Annotated in this window: 17 protein-coding genes and 2 pseudogenes; 15 read left to right on the top strand and 4 right to left on the bottom strand. The window is 37.8% G+C overall.

Features of this window, described 5'->3' with window-relative positions; translation table 11 throughout:
- The 3 genes from FD723_RS05335 to FD723_RS05325 all read right to left on the bottom strand — a co-directional run bounded on the left by FD723_RS05335 (position 1) and on the right by FD723_RS05325 (position 5,539).
- On the bottom strand, positions 1 to 4,242 hold the full coding sequence (locus FD723_RS05335; RefSeq protein WP_179064395.1) for an SDR family NAD(P)-dependent oxidoreductase: 4,242 nt from the start codon (positions 4,240 to 4,242) through the stop codon (positions 1 to 3).
- A 530-nt stretch (positions 4,243 to 4,772) separates the two neighbouring features.
- Entirely contained in the window at positions 4,773 to 5,024 is a 252-nt protein-coding gene (locus FD723_RS42500; protein WP_256875072.1) for a transposase, read from the bottom strand.
- 335 nt (positions 5,025 to 5,359) lie between these two features.
- Positions 5,360 to 5,539 (bottom strand): hypothetical protein, encoded by a 180-nt coding sequence (locus FD723_RS05325; RefSeq protein ID WP_179064394.1) that lies wholly within the window; start codon positions 5,537 to 5,539, stop codon positions 5,360 to 5,362.
- A 214-nt stretch (positions 5,540 to 5,753) separates the two neighbouring features.
- Here FD723_RS05325 and FD723_RS42495 point away from each other — a divergent pair, with 214 nt between their 5' ends.
- The 7 genes from FD723_RS42495 to FD723_RS05295 all read left to right on the top strand — a co-directional run bounded on the left by FD723_RS42495 (position 5,754) and on the right by FD723_RS05295 (position 12,182).
- The gene (locus tag FD723_RS42495; RefSeq protein ID WP_256875071.1) at positions 5,754 to 5,969 is read left to right on the top strand and encodes a hypothetical protein; all 216 of its coding nucleotides are present in this window, start codon (positions 5,754 to 5,756) and stop codon (positions 5,967 to 5,969) included.
- A gap of 66 nt (positions 5,970 to 6,035) precedes the next feature.
- A complete protein-coding gene (locus tag FD723_RS42490) occupies positions 6,036 to 6,218 on the top strand; it encodes a hypothetical protein (RefSeq protein ID WP_256875070.1) in 183 nt (60 codons plus the stop codon).
- Between the two features lie 299 nt (positions 6,219 to 6,517).
- A complete protein-coding gene (locus FD723_RS05315) occupies positions 6,518 to 6,652 on the top strand; it encodes a microviridin/marinostatin family tricyclic proteinase inhibitor (RefSeq protein ID WP_179064393.1) in 135 nt (44 codons plus the stop codon).
- A 279-nt stretch (positions 6,653 to 6,931) separates the two neighbouring features.
- On the top strand, positions 6,932 to 7,924 hold the full coding sequence (locus FD723_RS05310; RefSeq protein ID WP_179064392.1) for an MvdC family ATP-grasp ribosomal peptide maturase: 993 nt from the start codon (positions 6,932 to 6,934) through the stop codon (positions 7,922 to 7,924).
- Positions 7,925 to 7,990: 66 nt separating this feature from the next.
- Positions 7,991 to 8,968, top strand: a complete 978-nt coding sequence (locus FD723_RS05305) for an MvdD family ATP-grasp ribosomal peptide maturase (protein WP_179064391.1) — start codon at positions 7,991 to 7,993, stop codon at positions 8,966 to 8,968.
- A gap of 131 nt (positions 8,969 to 9,099) precedes the next feature.
- The gene (locus FD723_RS05300) at positions 9,100 to 9,936 is read left to right on the top strand and encodes a LamG domain-containing protein (RefSeq protein ID WP_256875069.1); all 837 of its coding nucleotides are present in this window, start codon (positions 9,100 to 9,102) and stop codon (positions 9,934 to 9,936) included.
- 227 nt (positions 9,937 to 10,163) lie between these two features.
- On the top strand, positions 10,164 to 12,182 hold the full coding sequence (locus FD723_RS05295) for an ABC transporter ATP-binding protein/permease (protein WP_179064390.1): 2,019 nt from the start codon (positions 10,164 to 10,166) through the stop codon (positions 12,180 to 12,182).
- Positions 12,183 to 12,456: 274 nt separating this feature from the next.
- Here the strand turns inward: FD723_RS05295 and FD723_RS05290 are convergent, their stop codons facing one another.
- On the bottom strand, positions 12,457 to 12,717 hold the full coding sequence (locus FD723_RS05290; protein WP_179064389.1) for a hypothetical protein: 261 nt from the start codon (positions 12,715 to 12,717) through the stop codon (positions 12,457 to 12,459).
- Positions 12,718 to 13,034: 317 nt separating this feature from the next.
- Between FD723_RS05290 and FD723_RS05285 the strand changes: the two are divergent.
- The 8 genes and pseudogenes from FD723_RS05285 to FD723_RS05250 all read left to right on the top strand — a co-directional run.
- A pseudogene (locus tag FD723_RS05285) lies at positions 13,035 to 13,589 on the top strand (hypothetical protein); the annotation flags it as partial.
- A gap of 89 nt (positions 13,590 to 13,678) precedes the next feature.
- The gene (locus FD723_RS42090; RefSeq protein ID WP_218651797.1) at positions 13,679 to 15,037 is read left to right on the top strand and encodes a transposase; all 1,359 of its coding nucleotides are present in this window, start codon (positions 13,679 to 13,681) and stop codon (positions 15,035 to 15,037) included.
- Positions 15,000 to 15,509: a transposase gene (locus tag FD723_RS05275; protein ID WP_218651796.1), complete on the top strand. Its 510-nt coding sequence runs from the start codon at positions 15,000 to 15,002 to the stop codon at positions 15,507 to 15,509. Before FD723_RS42090 ends, FD723_RS05275 begins: the two co-directional genes overlap by 38 nt.
- A gap of 6 nt (positions 15,510 to 15,515) precedes the next feature.
- Positions 15,516 to 15,665, top strand: coding sequence for a hypothetical protein (locus FD723_RS05270; RefSeq protein ID WP_179064387.1), 150 nt, complete (start codon positions 15,516 to 15,518; stop codon positions 15,663 to 15,665).
- 270 nt (positions 15,666 to 15,935) lie between these two features.
- The gene (locus FD723_RS05265) at positions 15,936 to 16,223 is read left to right on the top strand and encodes a hypothetical protein (RefSeq protein ID WP_179064386.1); all 288 of its coding nucleotides are present in this window, start codon (positions 15,936 to 15,938) and stop codon (positions 16,221 to 16,223) included.
- 506 nt (positions 16,224 to 16,729) lie between these two features.
- A pseudogene (locus FD723_RS44100) lies at positions 16,730 to 17,610 on the top strand (chromosome partitioning protein ParA).
- 23 nt (positions 17,611 to 17,633) lie between these two features.
- Positions 17,634 to 18,440, top strand: coding sequence for a hypothetical protein (locus FD723_RS05255; RefSeq protein WP_179069037.1), 807 nt, complete (start codon positions 17,634 to 17,636; stop codon positions 18,438 to 18,440).
- Positions 18,441 to 18,497: 57 nt separating this feature from the next.
- Positions 18,498 to 19,118: a DUF6753 family protein gene (locus FD723_RS05250; protein ID WP_179064385.1), complete on the top strand. Its 621-nt coding sequence runs from the start codon at positions 18,498 to 18,500 to the stop codon at positions 19,116 to 19,118.
- The last annotated feature ends 4 nt before the right edge of the window (positions 19,119 to 19,122 follow it).

Here is a 19,122-nt window from a genome sequence, read left to right as displayed (position 1 = left end):
TTATAAATATCCTTCTTCGTACTCTTTTTCTAGGTCATTAATAAGTGCATCTTCGTTTTTTGTTATAAATTGTGCTATTTGCATATTACAAGCTAACTCAGCTACAGTAGGAAATTTAAATAAACTTTGTAAAGGCAAATCAATAAAGAAAGTATCGCGTAACCGAGAAATTACCTGTGTCCCCAAGAGGGAATTTCCTCCCAATTCAAAGAAGTTGTCTTGAATACTAAAAAATGGCCTTCCCAAAACTTGTTGCCAAATTTCAGCAATCTGTTGTTCTATATCATTTCTTGGTGCTACATGAGTGTCTGTTTTCTGATAGATAAATTGTCGAACTAATTTGTTTTTATCAATTGCACCGCTCAGAGTTAAGGGCATTTCGTTGAGCTTTACTAAATTGCAAGTGCAGGAATTTCCAAAGCGGTCTTGAAAGAGCAAGTCTGGTAATTTAACAATATTGTCACTGCTAGTAGTAGTAAAATATGCAGCTAATTTCTGCAAACTAAAGGCTTGAGACTGCCAACGTTGAATGTTTTGGTTGCTGCCATCTAAACCTATCAAGAGATGCGCTGGCTGATGTTGTAAGCTTGCAAGCATTGAAGATATTGCTTGAGAGGAAGACATAACATAAAAACCTTTGGCACGAATGAGATTCTTCATCTGATATCCCTGGCTCATGCCTGTTTCATTCCACATACTCCAAGCAAAACAATAGCTCGCTAATTCACTGTTGGAATTTTGGTAATCACAAAAGCGATCGAGAAACCCATTGGCAGCAGCATAAGCTCCGACAGATGTGCTGCCAAAAAAACCATGTGCCGAAGAAAAGTTGATAAAAATGCTGCCCTTATTATCTTTTACCAATTGATGCAGCGCCCAAGCACCCAATACTTTAGGACACAGCACTTTTGTTAAACTTTGTTGAGTCTCTTCAAGTACAAGCTGCTCATGAAAAGTTCCGGCTAAATGAATTATCCCATCCAGATTTTTACCCCATCGGGATTTAGCTTTTTCAACTATTATCTGCAACTGTTTTAAGTCACAGATATCAACAGCTTCGTAAATTATTTCTCCTCCAAGCTGTTCTAGTTCTTGATAAGCTTTCAAGCGTTGTGCAATAGCATCTTCCTTGTCTAGATGAGTATTCCAAGTACTTTTTTCAGGTATTGAAGTTCTGCCAACTAACAGTAGCCTAGCTCGGTAATATTTCAGTAAATACCGCGCAATCTGGATACCTACTCCTCCTAGTCCTCCAGTGATTAAATAAGTTCCTCCTTGCTTAAAGGGAATTGGTGATAATGGTTCGTTTGCCCAATCCACTTTTTCTAAACGAGGAACGAAACGCTGCCCATTTCTGTAAGCCACTTCTCGTTCTTTTGAGGAAACCTGCATCTCTTGTAAGATATAGGCTCCATTTTTTTCAACTTCAGCGAAAGGTAAATCGATGTGACGACTGTTTAACCAAGGTAATTCTTGAGGAATAGTTTTCAGCAACCCCAGTATTGTTGATTTTTCATAAGCTATTTTCTCAGATGAGGAAATGGATTGGATATGAGAAGAAATAAATAGTAATTGAATAGAATTATCATCACCTTGAACTTTGGCTAAGGCTTGAACCAGGAACAATAAACTGTATATTCCATATTCTTGTGCTTGTTCGAGAGCATCAAGGCTTTTGACTTCGCCAATATACTTGTCATAAGTCCAGAGGTGAAGTATCTGCCCAATGATAATATTATCTGCTGCTAGTGATTCAAATAAAAGTTGGTAGTCCTTGGCTTTTTGTGGAGTAATTGTGTAGTGTGAGCGATTGATTTTGCAAAAATCTTCTCCAGATGAAATAGTTATATATGGCAGGTCAGACTCTGACAAGATTTGACATAAATATGCACCTAAGCCGAATGAATCTAAAAATACTAAAGTGAAATTAATAACAGTTAAAGAAGGATTAAAAGTAATCGGAGATTTGGGCTGCCAAACTTGACGGTAAAACCAGTTGGGAATAGTATTAGCGTTACCTAGTAATATATCAATTTGTTTAATAATTGATTTAAACTCACCTGCATTAAAACGCTGACTAAGTTGAGAGCGTTGAATTTTACCAATAGCTGTTTTTGGAATAATTTCCTGAGCTATGGGAATCAGATAATCTGGATTTATTCCTACTTTATTGACGACTTTGGCACGAATTTCTTTGAGGAGAGTTACTAAACTGGCATCATCGGAAATAGAAGTATTGAAAAAGATAACAACTTTATCAGTGTTGATTCCTGCTTGTCTAACTGCACAAGCAGCTGTATAAGAGACTTCTATTCCTGGGAGTTCTTCAACGGCGGCTTCGATTTCGTGACAGTAGTAGTTGAGTCCATTAATGATAATTACATCTTTTTGCCGTCCAGTAATAGTTAAATGTCCTTCGTGAAGAAATCCTAAATCTCCAGTATTAAACCAGCCATCAGAAGTAAAAGCTTCTTGGTTTTCCTGGGGATTCTGATAGTAACCAGAACTCACCGATGCACCTTTGACCTGTAGATGACCAATCTTATTTTCTGTAACTATTTGTTTATTTTCATCAACAATACGTACTGAAGCACCAGCAATTGGCAAACCCAATTCTACAAATGAAGTATCATCTGATGTAGATTCTAGAGAAAAACTATTAGAGTAAGTAATACCAGAAGCAGTTTCACACATCCCAAAGGCTGGATGAATCGCGTTACTTGGTAAACTGTATGGACGAAGCAGCTTTAAAAAATTCCTAGCTACTTTAGTGACAATGGGTTCGCCAGCGTTGATAATAAAACGCATCGATGATAAATCCCAGTGTTTTTGGCGAATATCACTCGTGCGATCGCAGATTAAAGAAAAGGCAAAATTGGGAGACCAACTAATCGTAGCTTGATGATGATCGATCAAATCTAGCCACTTAAGTGGATTTTCTACAATCAAGCTAGTAGGCACATGAATTTGTTGGCAACCTAAATTAACAGCCAAGAGACTGAGAGAAACTAGTGCGCCTACATGATCCAAAGGCATCCAGTTTAAAACACTGTCTTGATGGGAAAAACCACCCATGACAATAAAGCCATTGGTCATACTCAACAAGTTGCGATGATTCAACATCACATACTTGGGTATACCAGTGCTTCCAGAAGTCAAAAACAAAATTGCTAGATCCTCTAGCTGACTTTGATGTAATTTGAAATCCGGTTCACACTCACGCAAATTACCAACAGTTGCAACTTGAAAGTTTTCTATATTTAAAAGCCTGAAAAAACCATCAATTTTAGAAGCTAGAGAAACACTCGTCAGTACAAGAGGTTTCCCTAGCATCTGCCAAGTATTTTGTAATTTGCTTGCGGTTGTGTTAACTGACTCGTAGGTAGAGGCGATGGATACTGGTACTGGAACAAAGCCGCCAAGCACACAAGCCCAAAAAGCACAAATAAAATCTTGATTATCTTCTAATTGAAAAATTACTTTATCTTGAGGTTTTATCCCTAACTTTCTCAATCCAGCTAAAATTCGTTGGGCATCCTGCCATAATTCTCTATAAGATTGAACTTTCTCGCTGCCATCAGGTTGAATATAGATAATACCTTTCGTTGAACTTTCAGCAGATCGTTGCAGCAATTCTCCTAAAGTTTTGGGAGCATTTTGGGAGAATTGTAAAGGTTCTCCGTAACTAATAGCTAGCTTTTTCGACAAGCCAGAATTTGTATTTTCTATCGTTTGGTTAGATGTGTTTGTTTGTATATTTTGTTGGCTATTGTCAGACGCAAACGCTTGAGTCTCGTTTAGCAAATCCTCTAAATGCAAAGGATGAATAATTCTAGCTGTTGGTTCAGCAACAACCGCAACACGTTCAATTTCTGGCAATGATTCTAATTGCTCTTCTATGCGAAACACTAAGTCAGAATCAATAACTTCTATAGAAGTTAAAGTAGCTTCATCTACCTCCCCTGTATCTGTTAGGGGTATAGTAGAGACTGGTACAATTACTGTGGGTATCAATTCGCTAGGCAGAATTGTTTGCAGGAGAGACAACAATTGTTCTGGCGCAAATAAACCTGATGGTACTACATAAGCAACTAACTCCTGGTTTAAGTTTTGTGTTTGTCTTTCTATAACTACACAATCATCTACAATTAAACTTGACCGGATAGCAACTTCTATTTTTTTATAGATAAAATTTTTATTATTTGGATTTGTTAAAACTTGACTATGATTATTTAACTGCATAAGTTTTTATATCCTTATTAAAGTCCATTTTGACCGTGAGAGAGGGGATAAGTTGCAGCGCGAGCGCTATCTGGAATAAAAATCGGATATTTTCTGGTTCAGATTGCTTAATTTCCCACAGTAACTCAAGAGTTAGTAAATATTCAGGCGATCAATAGCGCAGTTTATCTCCATCAACCCATAGTTCAACCCTCTTTGCTGAAAGATTTTCTAGAAGCTCTGTTAAATTCATAAGTTTACTCTAATTGATTGCTAATTATAATAAAGTAATAATTTTCTTCTGAAGCTACCTAATCTCTTACAGTTTTAGCTAAAAACAAAATTAATATTAATATTGGTGAAAATTTCCGACTCTTATTACTATCAAAAATTTTCTTCCATAATGAGATATCTTAATTAGATTAAATTAAAATTTACTTTTAAATATAGTGTTTATTAGCTTATTATTTAGTAAGTTACAGTAGCATTTAATGAGATTTAACTTAAAAAAGTTTCAATTGCTTTTGCTAAGTCTGTATAACTTTTCGCTCCTATAGAACATAGTATATTTTAATTTTTGATCTACAACTATCAATTGGCGAAAAATCAGGGGAATATGGTGGTAAATAAATCAATTTAGCTCCAGTTGCGATTATTTTCTCAATCTCTCCACTTTTATGAATTGAACAATTATCCATAATTAGATAAGCACCTTTCCACAGATTTGGAACTAATTTTTGAGAAATATAAGCCACAAATGCCAGTCCGTCAGTTGCACCTAAAATACTATATTGACTAATCACGTCTTTAAGAGCGATCGCACCAAATATGGAGACATTTTTGCAACGTTTTTGAGGTCGTGAGCCATGACTTAGAGGTATAGCTTTATATTTTATTATGCTGATTATTGCATTTTAATCAATAAATTACAATACCAATTAAAACAATTAAATTAAGACAGTTAAGACAGTTAAGACAGTTAAGACAGTTAAGACAGTTAAGAATTAGCTGCTCGATAAATTGGAGTAGAAACAAAAAATTAAAATGTAAATTGGTATATACTGCGTTATACAATATGAAATATGACGGATGACGCAAAAATTATCTGCTGAGAACTAAATATCTACACTCCTGCAAACTATCGGTACCAAGAGGAGCGCTCCATTGAACGGAAACCACCACTAACTTTACGTTTTTTCACAGCTAAACGCAGCGTTTGCGAAGCGTGTCCGAATGACTCTCGTTCAGTATGATTATTATCAGGAGGAACTTCTGGATGCTCAAGGAAATACCACCATTGAGAAGTTTTATCCCGCAATGAATATAATACCGTTTATCTATGAAGTTGCACTGTCTTTACCTCCGCCTTCGGCGTCCCCCCTTACCAAGGCTGACAGGTGTAGGTTTTTTACAAGAGTATGAGCAATCAGTCTCTGTAGTTAGAAAATAAAAGTAGAAACTAGAGTGTGGATGAGACTCAAATGCTAAAAAATGAGTATCTCAAATAGTGGGCACGTATAGTATCAGAGAAAATGCCACATCTGTCGATACCGCAAGTAGTGAGGTTGGCAACATGGAGTTTTGGCATAGTTATGACCAAATCAAGCAGCCTGAGTCAAGTATCGCAATTCATTGCCAGAGTGAATGGCGAAAAAGCCTCGGCAGTACGCCAAAAATTAAAAGAATGGTATCAGGAAGCAGAAGCTTATTTTAAAGGAGTAGAACAAGCAACTAAATTAAGAGACTAAATTACGGTAGCCTGCTTCAATCCATTGGAGCGCATAATGGCAAAATTCTGAGAGTGTGGTGCGAATGTGCGAATTGCTTCGGAACCATTCTACGGTAGTTATTATGCAGGACTGATCAGAAAAATAGAGCATGGTACTCAACTTCATATAGATTTTGCGCCATTGGAACAATCGGGATGGGAAGTTTGTACAATTACTGCTCAACTTTCCTGGACTTTGTTATTGGAAAAATGCCGGGAGGTAATTTAGTTTTTTGGTCGTAAAGGCAATTTATAAACCTGTAAAAGGGTGTAGTGTAAAGGTACTATTGCTACTTTTAAGAATGAATGCCTTTTAATAGTAATATCCAGAACGTATTTTGATTGTTCTATACTTTTTGATGTAGCGCTGGCAACAAGAGATTGCTAGATTCCCATTTTTCTTAACTGCCCACTTAACTTTCTTAGAAGGATTACTTCTTAACTGTCTTAATTGACCTTGAAAATATATTTAATTACTGATAACATCTGTAGGTAGTTGAAAAACCAATTTAATTTAAGGAAAACTCTATGCCTACAAACACAGTCAAAACAGTGGATGTTGTAGCGGTACCATTCTTTGCGCGTTTCTTGTCAGAGCAAGCTAATGAAGGAACAGAGGTTCCTTGGACTTACAAGTATCCTTCAGATTTGGAAGATAAATAATTTAGTGTTATACATCTGAATCTGATCGGGAAAATATCTTGTCATTGGCTCTATCATAATTTAATGGAGTGGTAGTTATGAAATAACTGAAAATTACTCATAGAGACGCGATGGCGCAGAGTGCCCACCGTAGGCGATCGCTTTCATATTACCTTTTCCAAAGATGGAGGTGATTGCTTTTTCTAGTCCCCTAAATTCTTCAAAGATTTTGGGGTATCGAAAGCAATTCGTTTGCTGATACTTAATAGCTACCTCCTAAAATTAGGATAAAAAATATTTATGCACCTGTCTCGTGATGTTGTTTTATTAATCACCCATAGTGGTGATTTCTTCACAATAGATAGAGTGGCAGAAGCCTTATCAAAAAAAGGGGTGCAACCATTTCGTCTAGATACTGATAAATTTCCTCTAGAAGTGCAATTAACAGCACATTTTAATAAGTCTAAAAGTTACCACACTATAGAATATAACAACCGCTCTATAAGCACAGAGCAGGTGCAAGCTGTATGGATGCGCCGTATTTGGGAACCACAACTGAGTCAAGAATTAGCGCCAAAGTTCCGAGAAGCTTGTGTTAGAGAATCACTTGCAACTTTAGATGGTTTTTGGGACAGTCTCAAAGAAGCTATGTGGGTAGATAATTTAGAGCGGATAGATTATGCAAATAACAAGCTGCGTCAACTGCGGATTGCGTCTGAAGTAGGTTTTGTTATTCCCCAGACTCTTGTTACCAACAAAGCCCAAGCAGCACGAGAGTTTTTCGGGCAAGTTAACGGCAAAATGGTGAGCAAGCTCTTAACTGCTCTTTCCCGCAGTATGGAAGGTAACTCCTCGTTTTTTGTGTACACCAGCATCGTCAAGGAAGAAGATTTAGTTGATGCCGAGTCACTGCGCTATTGCCCAATAGTTTTTCAAGAGCAAATTCCTAAGCAACAGGAATTACGGGTGGTGTATGTGAATGGTAATGTATTTGTGGGGGCGTTAAATGCAGATGTGTATGCAGCAGCCAAAGTTGATTGGCGTAAACCTGGGGTTGAGGTTGGCGCATGGCAACATCACCAGCTTCCTGATGAAGTAGTTAACCGTCTCAAAGCCTTTATGGGTAAATTTGGGCTGTTGTTTGGAGCGTTAGATTTCATCGTCACACCATCAGGCGAATATGTCTTTTTAGAAATCAATCCTCTGGGGGAGTGGGGAATGCTAGAAAAAGATTTAGACTTGCCGATTGCAAGTGCGATCGCAGATGCCCTACTTCAAAGAAAGAATGAATAATCAAAAATTATAGCCTGTGGTAAGCCACCCAAAAGGTGTCTACATACTTCACACTCCATACTTTTTATGACCGTATTAATAGTTACGTTTAGTAAAGACAACGAAAGTATTCCTCTAGTTATCAAAGAAATTGAGGCTAGAGGAGAAAAAGCATTTCGGTTTGACACAGACAGATATCCCACCGAAGTCAAGCTAGACATTTACTGCGGCGATACTGAACGGGTAATTATTACTGATGGCGAACAGCAGCTAGATTTGAGTGAAGTCTCCTCAGTTTGGTATCGGCGAATGCGCTACGGACAAAAAATTCCCGACTCAATGGACAAGCAATACAGAGATGCGTCAATTAACGAATGTCGCGCCACAGTCAGGGGTATGATTGCTAGTCTTCAGGGATTCCACTTTGATAAAATGTCCAATTTGGATCGGGCTAATAATAAGCAACTCCAATTGCAAGTTGCACGCGAAGTTGGTCTTGTAACTCCACGTACCCTGACTTCAAATAATCCAGAAGCAGTCAAGCAATTTGCTCAAGAGTGTAGCCAAGGTATAGTTACCAAAATGCTTTCTTCCTTTGCTATTTACGATCAGCAAGGGCGAGAAAACGTTGTGTTTACCACTCCAGTTACAAATGACGATCTGGAGAATATGGAAGGACTGCGTTTTTGTCCAATGACCTTTCAAGAAAATGTGCCCAAGGCGCTGGAGTTGCGGACAACTATTGTCGGACACCGCGTATTTACTGCCGCAGTAGATTCCCAAAGCTTGTCAGGATCTACCTATGACTGGCGCAAAGAGGGGAGAGCCTTAGTTAAAAATTGGCAACCCTACGACTTGCCAGAAGATATTGAGAAAAAACTGCTCAAACTAATGGCTTATTTTGGCTTAAACTATGGAGCAATTGATATTATTGTCATGCCCGATGGTCGCCATGTATTCCTCGAAGTTAACCCAGTCGGGGAATTTTTTTGGATGGAGATATATCCACCACACTACCCCATTTCGCAGGCGATCGCAGAAGTATTACTGACTAATAAAAATTAGGGGATTTCGCTAGAATATTTTTATTATCTTCTATTTTGAAAGGAGTTAGTGAGATTTCATTATTAAGTTTATTAATATTAAATTCCTTATTTAAAATTATGAAGTTATTTATATTTGGAGATTAAATCTTTGTGATAAACCCAGTAAATACACAAACAGTTTTAACATTTGATAGGGAAAAAGATTATATAGATTTTGGCAGAAATGATATTGGCGGCGTTTTCGCTCAAGGGAGTTCAGCTTTTACGGTTTCAGGATGGGTAAATCCATACGAACTAACAAAGAAAGCTACTAGTTACGGAACGCACAATGTATTTTTTGCCCGTTCTTCAGAGAGATTCAGCGATAATTTTGAATTCGGCATCAGTGAAACAGAAAGCCTAGATGTCTACATTGATGAAAGTGTTAGCAAAAATATCAAAACCTTTGGGCAAGGAGAATTAACTACAGGACAATGGCACTTTTTTGCTATTATTTTTAATAGTGGTCAGCTAGCCGTATATCTTGACGATCGTGAATACAACGATTCTTTTAGAGGTTCATCTTTAAACAAAGCCACAAGTTCTATAACTCTGGGAGCAACTTTACACAAACAGGTCTATTTCAAAGCACAATTAGCAAACATTAGCATTTGGAATTATCCCTGTACTCAAGCACAAATTCAGACTCATCGTTGTAGGCCAATAGTTGGTGATGAGGAAGGATTAGTGGCTTACTGGAAATTAGACGATGGGCAAGGTACAACTGTTAAAAACCAAACTGGAAAGTCTTATCAAGGAAACTTTCGTGGTAATCCTATTTGGACTTTAGCAGAAATTCCATTTGCAACACAATCATCAAATCCAGTTCTATTTGCAGCAGAATCATTTAATCAAGAAGATATTCAAGAAGAGATCCAAACTGAAACAGCAGTTATTCCTGAAGAAAATATCTTACCATTGATCCCCCTAGTCCACGCCAGTTGCTAGCCTGATTTAATGGTTACAGCGTAGCTGGCTCCCCTTAAAAAGGGAGGAAATTTAATTAAGTTCCTCCTTAAAAAAGGGAATTTATGGGGAGCTAAAAATCTCGAATAAAACACCATAAAAGTTTTCAGACATTCCCTAAAAGAAAAAATGGCCTCTGAGTCTAACTTAATTCTCAAAGGCCATTTCCAAATTCCTAGTGTAATTAGTAACGGCTACATTTTTAGAATATGCAAACTCCATCTGTGCGTGAGCAAAATACAACAAATCCTTTTTCAACCTTGATTCAATTTTGGCAGGATGTGAAAGTAGTTGCTCAACCTTATTGGTATCCGACAAAAGCAGAAGGAAGAGTATTTTCAGATGTGATTCGCTCATGGGGAATGCTTATTCTCTTAATATTATTAATAGTCGTCATTGTCGGAGCAAATGCTGCAAATAGTTACTGGAATCGCTATGTAATTGATATCGTTATTGAACAGAGAGACCTTGATAAATACAATAGTACTTTATGGGCGTCCAGTCTAATTATTGTCGGGATGGTCTTGTTAGTGACTCTTTTGAGATATGTTAGAAAAAAAATAATTCTTGACTGGTACAAATGGCTAAATCTTCATATTTTAGAAAAATATTTAAACAATCAAGCTTATTATAAAATCAATTTTAAATCTGATATAGATAATCCAGATCAACGCTTATCCCAAGAAATAGAACCTATTACTAGTATTGGCTTGAGATTCTCATCTTCTTTACTAGAAAAATCTTTAGAAATGGGAAGTTCTTTAATAATTCTCTGGATAGTTTCTTCACAAATCGCAATATATTTAGTTATTTATACAATTATAGGTAATTTAATAGCTGTTTACTTGAATCAAGGAATAAATAAAGTTAACCAAGAAGAACTTGCATTTAAAGCAGATTTTGCCTATTGCTTAACTCATGTTCGTAATCACGCTGAATCAATCGCTTTTTTTCAGGGAGAAGAAGAAGAATTCAATATAATTAAGCGCCGATTTAATAATGTTTTAAAAACTGCTGAATGCAGGCTGAATTTAGAGAGGGGACAAGACGCTTTTGGCAGAGCATATCAGTCTGCCATTAGCGTGTTTTCGATGTTTATTCTTACACCTTTATTTCTTCAAGATAAAATCGATTATGGACAAATTAACCAAGCTAGTTTTGCTTGCTTTATGTTTTCTAATGCTCTAGGAGAACTAATATCTGAGTTTGGAATCTCAGGACGATTTTCTAGCTATGTAAAGCGTTTAGCAGAGTTTTCAGATGCACTACAGGCTGCTAGTAAACAATCAGAGAACGTCAGTACTATTCAAATTATAGAAGAAGAACGTTTAGCTTTTGAGAATGTAACTTTACAAACGCCAAACTATGAACAGGTGATTGTTGAAAATTTGTCAATTGCTGTCCAGCCAGGCGAAGGGTTATTGATTGTTGGTCCTAGTGGTAGGGGTAAAAGTTCTTTGTTGAGAGCGATCGCTGGTTTGTGGAATGCGGGAACTGGCCGTCTAGTGCGTCCTCCTCTAAAAGAAGTATTGTTCTTACCGCAACGGCCTTATATCATTTTAGGGACTTTGCGCCAACAGTTGCTTTATCCTCACACAGATAGGAAAATGAGCGATCGCGAACTTGAACACATTTTGCAACAAGTTAACCTGCAACACTTACTTACCCGCGTAGACGGCTTTGAGACAGAAGTTCCTTGGGAAAATATATTGTCTTTAGGAGAACAACAACGCCTCGCTTTTGCACGGTTATTAATTACACATCCTAGTTTCACTATCTTAGATGAAGCAACGAGTGCTTTAGATTTAAATAACGAAGGTAATTTATATCAACAGCTACAATCAAGTAAAACAACTTTTATCAGCGTTGGTCATAGAGAAAGCTTATTTAGTTATCATCAATGGGTGTTAGAACTTTCACAAGGATCTAATTGGCAACTTGTTTCTATGCTAGATTATCAATCGCAAAAAGGTATTATTATTAAACCAGTTGAAAAGGAGCAAATTACAATAGATATTTACCCGAAACATGAACTCACAATGAAACCAGAATCAGCAGCAATAGCCACAATTATAGGACTTTCCCATAAAGAGCTTCAGACATTAACAGACTATTCTATTACTACAATTAGAAGCAAGGCTAGTCAAAAAAAATCTGTTACTACTAAGGATGGTATAACCTACCGCTATAACAAAAACCCGGAGGTATTGAAATGGGTAAGAGTTTAGCAACTATTTGTATATTTTAAAATAAGTTATGCTAACTAGAAAGCAAAAACAATTAGTTACTTATGTTTTTCGGATGGTTCAAATATTGGCTCAGTCGCAGTGAGCTTGTTGTATCCATAAACTCTACTTCACATTATTTCACATTATAATGATGTACTTCACAGCCACCAGGAGCAATGTAGCATCCTTCTAGATTATTTAAGTTGTGATGCAATTGTTCTACACAGGCGGCGATCGCTTCCATTTGTGCAGCAACGCCCAGCGATTGTGCACTTTAAGGACAACCTCTTGACATAAGCATCATCACTGCCGCTTCGCGGCGCGTGGTTCTAAAGGTTTCCTCTCTGCGTTCCCACTCCTGTTGCCGTTGGCAAGACGCAATCTCCCGCACGCGAATTAGTTCGATTTCCTCATCTGGAGTCAATTTAATAGCTGCTCCACAGGTTGTATAATTGAAGCATTCTCCAGGGTCAATACCCGGTTGCAACATCATTGAGGCACAGTCAAAACCAAGTCCACATATCTTACGCGGCATGATTTCAAATTAGTTCTAGCTTAATAAACTTATTTTAATAGCTAGAACAAAAGGCTATGTGAACCTGAGTTCTATATAACAGAAACGCTTAAAAATCAATGATAATCAATACTCTATCAATTAGCAATTCTTATTGAAAATAGATAGTCAAAATAAACTAATCCAAAAACTGCTATTTTGGAAAATTAAGTTAAATAATTTACTTAAATAAAAAGGTGATTAAACTAACAAAGCAGGTAAATTTTCGATTTCATTTTTATCTAGCTTTCAAGAGGGTTTTTTCTCTTGAAAAGTATAAGCGCATTAAACCTGCAAGCAGTGATTTGCGATCGCTAGCGCAGGAACCCCCAAAAGAAAATACCCAGGAATGCTTACGTTTAATGGGTATGGCGTTGAATCATCTCGCCAGTGCCATGAACAATACCCAAGCCCTGGAAGCTGCGGCAATCATTCTGGGAAGTGAACCGACACCATCTGCGATCGCTTACCGAGCCGAACAATTGGAAATGCTACCCCAGGCTGTTAGTGATATTCGGCAGGTGCTTGCAAAGCCTGGGTGTACGTGGCAGGAGTTTTTGAATGTTGCCCAAGAGTATGAGGTAATCAAACAAGACTATTGGGCGGAATTGACCAGTGAGGAAATAGAACTAATCAAATCTCTTGAAATTGCTTCTCATCCTCCAATTATCGGAAAGGGTTCTATTGTTGCCCACGCCGATCCATACCGCACTTTGTATGTTGAGAGGGGTGAGGTAGTAGAAGAATTAGGAGATGAGGTAATAGTGGCTTGGGATCACTGGAAGGAGCAATCAAAAAAGACTGACAGGTATTTCCGAGACGAGTTGCGATTCTGGCAGGGCGAGAACCAGTAGATAAAGACTCGCTAAGAGAATAGCCAAAAAACTTAAACGCGGCATGGGTGCAATGTCGCTCACATTGTCATGCAACTTTTGGGGGAAATATGACTACAGCATTAAAAGCAATCAACGGTGGCAGCAAACAGCGAAGCGATCGCAAACAAGCTTCAGAAGATAAATCAATTAGACCGCATTGCAAGGTATCAATTGAGGATATCAACTGGGTTCGTCAGCAGCCTCCATCTGTGCAGCAGCTTTGGTTAGACTCTGTAGCGGCTGAACAGTTTGGTGGTTCTGCCCATAAACTCGATACTAACCTCACCTACAAATCTTTGCAAAAAGCAGGGGCGGCGTTAACGGCTCAAGGACTGTTTCAATTTGAGGAAGTGTTTGGTCGTTTGCCTTCTGGTAGACCTGGGTTGATTAGCTACCGTGTTCGTAACTTGCACGGTTATTACAATCGCTTTTACTGGGAATCGTCCACGTCTGCGGAAACCAATTCTTGTGACGAGAAAGCCGTCCACACCGGGGAGAAAACAAATGTGCCCGGACGGAATGAAAACCACTCCAAAGTGGAACAGATCCACGCCGATTTGGAATCATTCCAAAAGAATGGTCAAAAAAATGAGGATTTGCAAGGGTTTCAAAAACCTAACAACGTTTCTAACTACCCGTTAACTACCTACCAACAACCAACTAAGGTTGTTGGTATGGTAGTTGGTTCTGACGCGCCAACTGAAAATTCGCGTGTTGAGGAAACGGCTCACACGCCCTTGAGGGGCGCGTCGCCTTCACCTACTGAAAGCGCATCAGAACTTGAAGACTTGCCTGTGGCAAAAGACTGCACGACGCTAACGCTTGTGGAAGCTGCACCAAGTCAATCTACTTCTTTGTTGGCTGAAAATCAAAATTGTGGTGTTGAACCGAAAGGCTGTCATGGAGGTACTTGTTCCGCCGCGCCCGTTGCTGAAAATGAGAAATCTTTAAATTCTGCAATCGCTTATCAAACTCAGGAGGAAGTAGAACAGGGTTATTCTGCTTTGTTGTTGGTTGAAAATTCAGTTTCGGGTGGAGAAGTCAAAGCGGCTCATGAAGGCACTCGTTTTGAGGGTTTGAGCGACCTGGAATGGAAGTTATTTGAAGATATATTTCCTAAGCAGGCATCTAAGCGTGGTAAAGGAATGCCTCATGCACCATATCGTCATGTTTTAAATAGCCTGTTGTACATCCTGATTACTGGGTGTAGATGGTGTGACATACTGCGTGGGGACATCTGGGCATCGAAAAGCTCATCCCACCGATGGTTGAAAAAATGGCGTTGTGATGGAACATTTGAACATTTACAAGGACGTATTCTAGCGATGCCTGCGGCGGGCTACGCCTACGCAGATGAAAAAGGACTGATAAATTGGGAATTTGGCGCGGTTGACGGGTCTTTTTCCCCCTGGGAAAGGAGGGGGTGAAGAAGTTGCGTATGGTGGCAAAGGCAAAGGTATTCTGATTCACACTCTGACTGAAGGCAATGGAATGCCTTTAACTAATTCCACTACTCCAGCTAACGGTAATGAGAGAGAGCAGGTTTTACCTCTGCTTGATAAGGTAAAATTAAAAACTTTGAAGCGCGGTAGACCACGTAAACGATTCAAAGTGCTGGCTACTGATAAAGGCTACGACTCAAAGGAAAAACGTGCTGCTTTACGCAAGCGAGGTATTCGTCCTCAAATCCCAAAACGAGTTTGGAAAACCAAGAAAAACAGAGGAAGACCCATCAAAATCTCTGTTCCTAGATTTCAACAGGAGCGGTGTTTTGCTTGGTATCAACGCAAATACCGCCGTCTCGTTGTCAGATGGGAACGTCAAAAGCTTTACTTTGACGCATTCATTGACCTTGCTACTATCCACATCTGGATTAACAAAATATTATTAGTGGGATAGGTTCAAGTGGTAATAGGGAGTAATCAAGTTCATGCTACGAATGTATACCAAGTTAATTTAAATAGTCCCGATCAGATATCAACAATCTTGGATGCGATCGCCAAAAAAATTTCTTCCCAGAATTCCTCAGAAGATAAGACAGAAGGAGCGGGTTAATTTTTAGAGGAGGAGTGGGGCTAACAAGCTTATGCCTTTAGTTCGTGTTTTGGCATGGTAGCGATGACATACTCTTAAAGGGAAAATGTGACACCGAACAGCCTGCACAACGGCCGCGCTCAGTGACCACCGTAGGCATTGCACCTTTCACAAGAGCGATCGCGCTGTAACAACTGCGGATCAGTAGCACTATCCCACAAGTGTAGTTATTGATTAGTTTTGAGGGATAATCAAAAGCTATAGCAAAGCTCAATCTACCAGAAAATAACTATGCTAGATATCACATGGGCAATGGAGCAATTCGGCATAGAAGACAAAAACATTGCAATTAGAATTTTAGAAAAGTTTGATAAGTTTAACTATGGTTGTTTCAGTTGCGGCTCATCTACCGATTTACTTTATACAGAAATAGGTGAGGTTATCTGTAAAGACTGTAGAAAAGGCATTTGCATTAATAATGATGGACTTATAGATTCGGAGGAGTTACAAGAAGTATTTGAACTAGCTTTTGCTGAGGAAGATGATGAGTGGCTAGATGATGATACTGAAACTGACTAGAAATCATATTTTATGATACTTTAGGCAAACTAAAGAAAATTTATTACTAATTTATATATCAACAAATTTTGCTTAAATATTGAAGTTTTGTTGATTGGCTTTTTGAGGTAAAAGTTACATACTAAAACCAATCTTAAAACAAAGTCGTTAGGTTTCATTGAATAATGAGACTTTATTTGCTCCATCATATAGCTAATTTTTAGGGCAAGGATATGAGCATTTTAGAATTGATGCAGGCATTTACATTTTTGCATAAGTATACTTTTAATTATTTATTCTAGAAGTATTCATGGAAGGATATAGCTATTTTATGTGGTTTGCGGAGAACCTGTATAATCAACTAGTTTTATCGTAAAAAGTTGCTTATACTAAATGTGTTTAATTATTATAAATGAATTTTTTTCTTCAAAATAAGGTTTAAAAGTTTCGATTTACATCAACAAAGTGTATTTGCTTTGTAGAGGAATGTTATGTCTCCGAATAGAAACAATAAGGGTAAAAAAGTCATGTCTGATGAGAATACAACCAATATTAATAATAGTAAACCTCAAAAACGGCTAATAATTGTCATAGGTGATAAAGGTGGTGTAGGAAAAAGCACCTTTGCACGAGCGCTATTTAACTGTACATTAATAAAAATTTACCCTGTGTTACTTATGAAGCTGACTTAAGAAATCCTCAGTTAGAAAGATATTTCAAAAAAGACTACCGACCGATAATACGTTACATTGATATTTTCCATAGAGGTGGTGCTGACGATTTATTAATTAATTTAGATGAGAGTGATTGTCCTATTACGCTATTAGACTTACCAGCACAATCTGGAGGTTTCTTTGAAACTTATGTCAAAGAGCTTTCATTTTTTGAAGTGCTTAAAACTGATATTAATTGTCAAGTTACGATGGTTTCAGTGATTAGTAGGGTTCTTGATTCCATAAATGTTATAGAAAAACTGCGTGAACTTTGTAAAGATCAAGTAGATTATATTGTCGTCAAGAACTTATTTCATGGCGAAGAAGAAAAATTTGAGCGTTATAATGACTCTTCTCTGCGTCAAAATATGCTTGCAGAAGGTCTGGTAGAACTTGTGATGCCAGATTTATTCTACAAATCCTACGACTTTATTGACCGCCATGCTCTGACATTTAATGAAGGTCAGACTCATAAAGAAACAAATATTGTGATTAAGTCGAGAATTAAATCTTGGCTTGCTGAGTTTGAAGCGCAAATTAAGCCAGCATTTAATTTATTTGGCTTTGATATACAACCAGATGATTGTTACTATCCAGCAGTTGTTGAAAAATCTAAAGAGCTTAGAGAAAATGAAAAAAAAGAAAAAGTTAAGAATCAAGATTCAAATTTACAATCTGAAAATATAGCTGCTTAATTTGGTAGTTTGCTTAGTTTATGATGTTTAGAAAGCGTTTTGTGATTACATCGGGTGATGCTCGTGTAGGTAAGTCTACAGCTTCTAGACTCTTGCTAGAGTTGCACTTAAAAAATAAACTCAATGTGCGTGTTTTCTACCACGGGCATCGCAATAAGCTATCGATGTATCAAACACAACGCTTTGGGATAAAGCATTTGGGATTTTCTAGAGGTGATTCTGATAGGTTATTACTCGACTTAGAAATGTTTCCGAAAATTGAAGTTATTTTGACTGATATGCCAGGTCAAAACCTCCGAGATTTTAAGTTTTTTGAGAGAGATGTTTCACTGATAGAAAATCTTAATTGTCTAGGATATCGTGTTACTTTTTTGCACCCGATATCACACCGTAAAGACTGTGTTGAAGATTATCTTCAGGATTTATATCAGCATTTTGGTAGTCAGGTTGATTATGTTGTTATCCAAAATCATTACTTTTGTAAGCAATTTCGATACTATGAAGGGAGTCAATTCCAAGCTGATATTAAAAAATTAAACGGCTTGGAACTAGTTTTAGGTGGATTGCATAATGACTTTTACCAGTTGCTTGAGGATACTGGTTTACCTTATGCTCAACTGATTAAAACTAACTCTCATCTTAATACTATTCAGCGTTCGATAGTATTCAACTGGATGGAGAATTTTCATAACTCTATTGTTTCTAATGGAATAGCTTCTAATTATCTAGGGTTGAGTATCAACTGTGCAGAATTAGCTTCTGTAGGCGCAAATAAACAAAATTCTTCCAATTTTGATGTAAATGAAGATGTTGAATCTGAGAAATGGTAATTATTTGCTTTACCAAATTAACAGTGAGACTTTAAATTGACTGTTTAAAAACAACCTATGACTAATATTGCAAAAGTTGTTGAAAAAGTTGTTGCAGAATATTCTGAAGAAAAAAAAGCAGAGGTTACTGATTGGATACTGAAATTGGGTATTCGGCCTGATGACCCCTTGTTTAACCTATACGCAGAACTGGGTACAACTCAGTTTGCGTTGCAGCAGCTACCAGCTAGGCTTGACTCCCTTGTAGTGGGTTGGACTGACATGGTAGACGATAAGCTTAATAGCGCTTCTAAAGTGGCAATACAACAACAAAAGAGTGCGATCGCAGAAGCGGCGAAAGATTTAGTTAAGATGACTAAGCAAGCTGGTGGGGTTTTCCCTCACTTGGGTGTAAGTAATTGGCGATTGGCACAAGTGGCCGGGGTATTGGGTTTTGTACTAGCTTTAGGGACTGCAATTGGTGTTTTTACATACAAGACCATCGCTGGAAGTGTAATTTTTCAGCAGGCGGCTTCTGGATCTGCCATCTTACAACCTGAAGATAAAAAGCTTCTGGATTGGGCTAAATCCAATGAAGGTAACATGGCACGTAGTATTTATGTTAAAAACGCCGCCATCATTAAAACTTGCCGCCAGCAGAAAAAGTATTCAGGTGGCTGCATAATTGCAGTTGATTAATTTT

Origin of the sequence: Nostoc sp. C052 (assembly GCF_013393905.1) — a bacterium.
In the GTDB taxonomy this organism is placed as follows: domain Bacteria; phylum Cyanobacteriota; class Cyanobacteriia; order Cyanobacteriales; family Nostocaceae; genus Nostoc.
Note: the sequence above shows the minus strand (reverse complement) of the source record. Positions and strands in the feature narration are given on the sequence as shown.

What these genes read in the sequence shown, in the direction of transcription:
- FD723_RS05335 (WP_179064395.1), bottom strand. Translation starts at nt 4,242, where the DNA reads ATGCAGTTAAATAATCATAGTCAAGTTTTAACAAATCCAAATAATAAA.
- FD723_RS42495 (WP_256875071.1), top strand. Translation starts at nt 5,754, where the DNA reads ATGCCACATCTGTCGATACCGCAAGTAGTGAGGTTGGCAACATGGAGT.
- FD723_RS05315 (WP_179064393.1), top strand. Translation starts at nt 6,518, where the DNA reads ATGCCTACAAACACAGTCAAAACAGTGGATGTTGTAGCGGTACCATTC.
- FD723_RS05310 (WP_179064392.1), top strand. Translation starts at nt 6,932, where the DNA reads ATGCACCTGTCTCGTGATGTTGTTTTATTAATCACCCATAGTGGTGAT.
- FD723_RS05305 (WP_179064391.1), top strand. Translation starts at nt 7,991, where the DNA reads ATGACCGTATTAATAGTTACGTTTAGTAAAGACAACGAAAGTATTCCT.
- FD723_RS05295 (WP_179064390.1), top strand. Translation starts at nt 10,164, where the DNA reads ATGCAAACTCCATCTGTGCGTGAGCAAAATACAACAAATCCTTTTTCA.
- FD723_RS05290 (WP_179064389.1), bottom strand. Translation starts at nt 12,717, where the DNA reads ATGCCGCGTAAGATATGTGGACTTGGTTTTGACTGTGCCTCAATGATG.
- FD723_RS42090 (WP_218651797.1), top strand. Translation starts at nt 13,679, where the DNA reads ATGACTACAGCATTAAAAGCAATCAACGGTGGCAGCAAACAGCGAAGC.
- FD723_RS05265 (WP_179064386.1), top strand. Translation starts at nt 15,936, where the DNA reads ATGCTAGATATCACATGGGCAATGGAGCAATTCGGCATAGAAGACAAA.
- FD723_RS05255 (WP_179069037.1), top strand. Translation starts at nt 17,634, where the DNA reads ATGTTTAGAAAGCGTTTTGTGATTACATCGGGTGATGCTCGTGTAGGT.
- FD723_RS05250 (WP_179064385.1), top strand. Translation starts at nt 18,498, where the DNA reads ATGACTAATATTGCAAAAGTTGTTGAAAAAGTTGTTGCAGAATATTCT.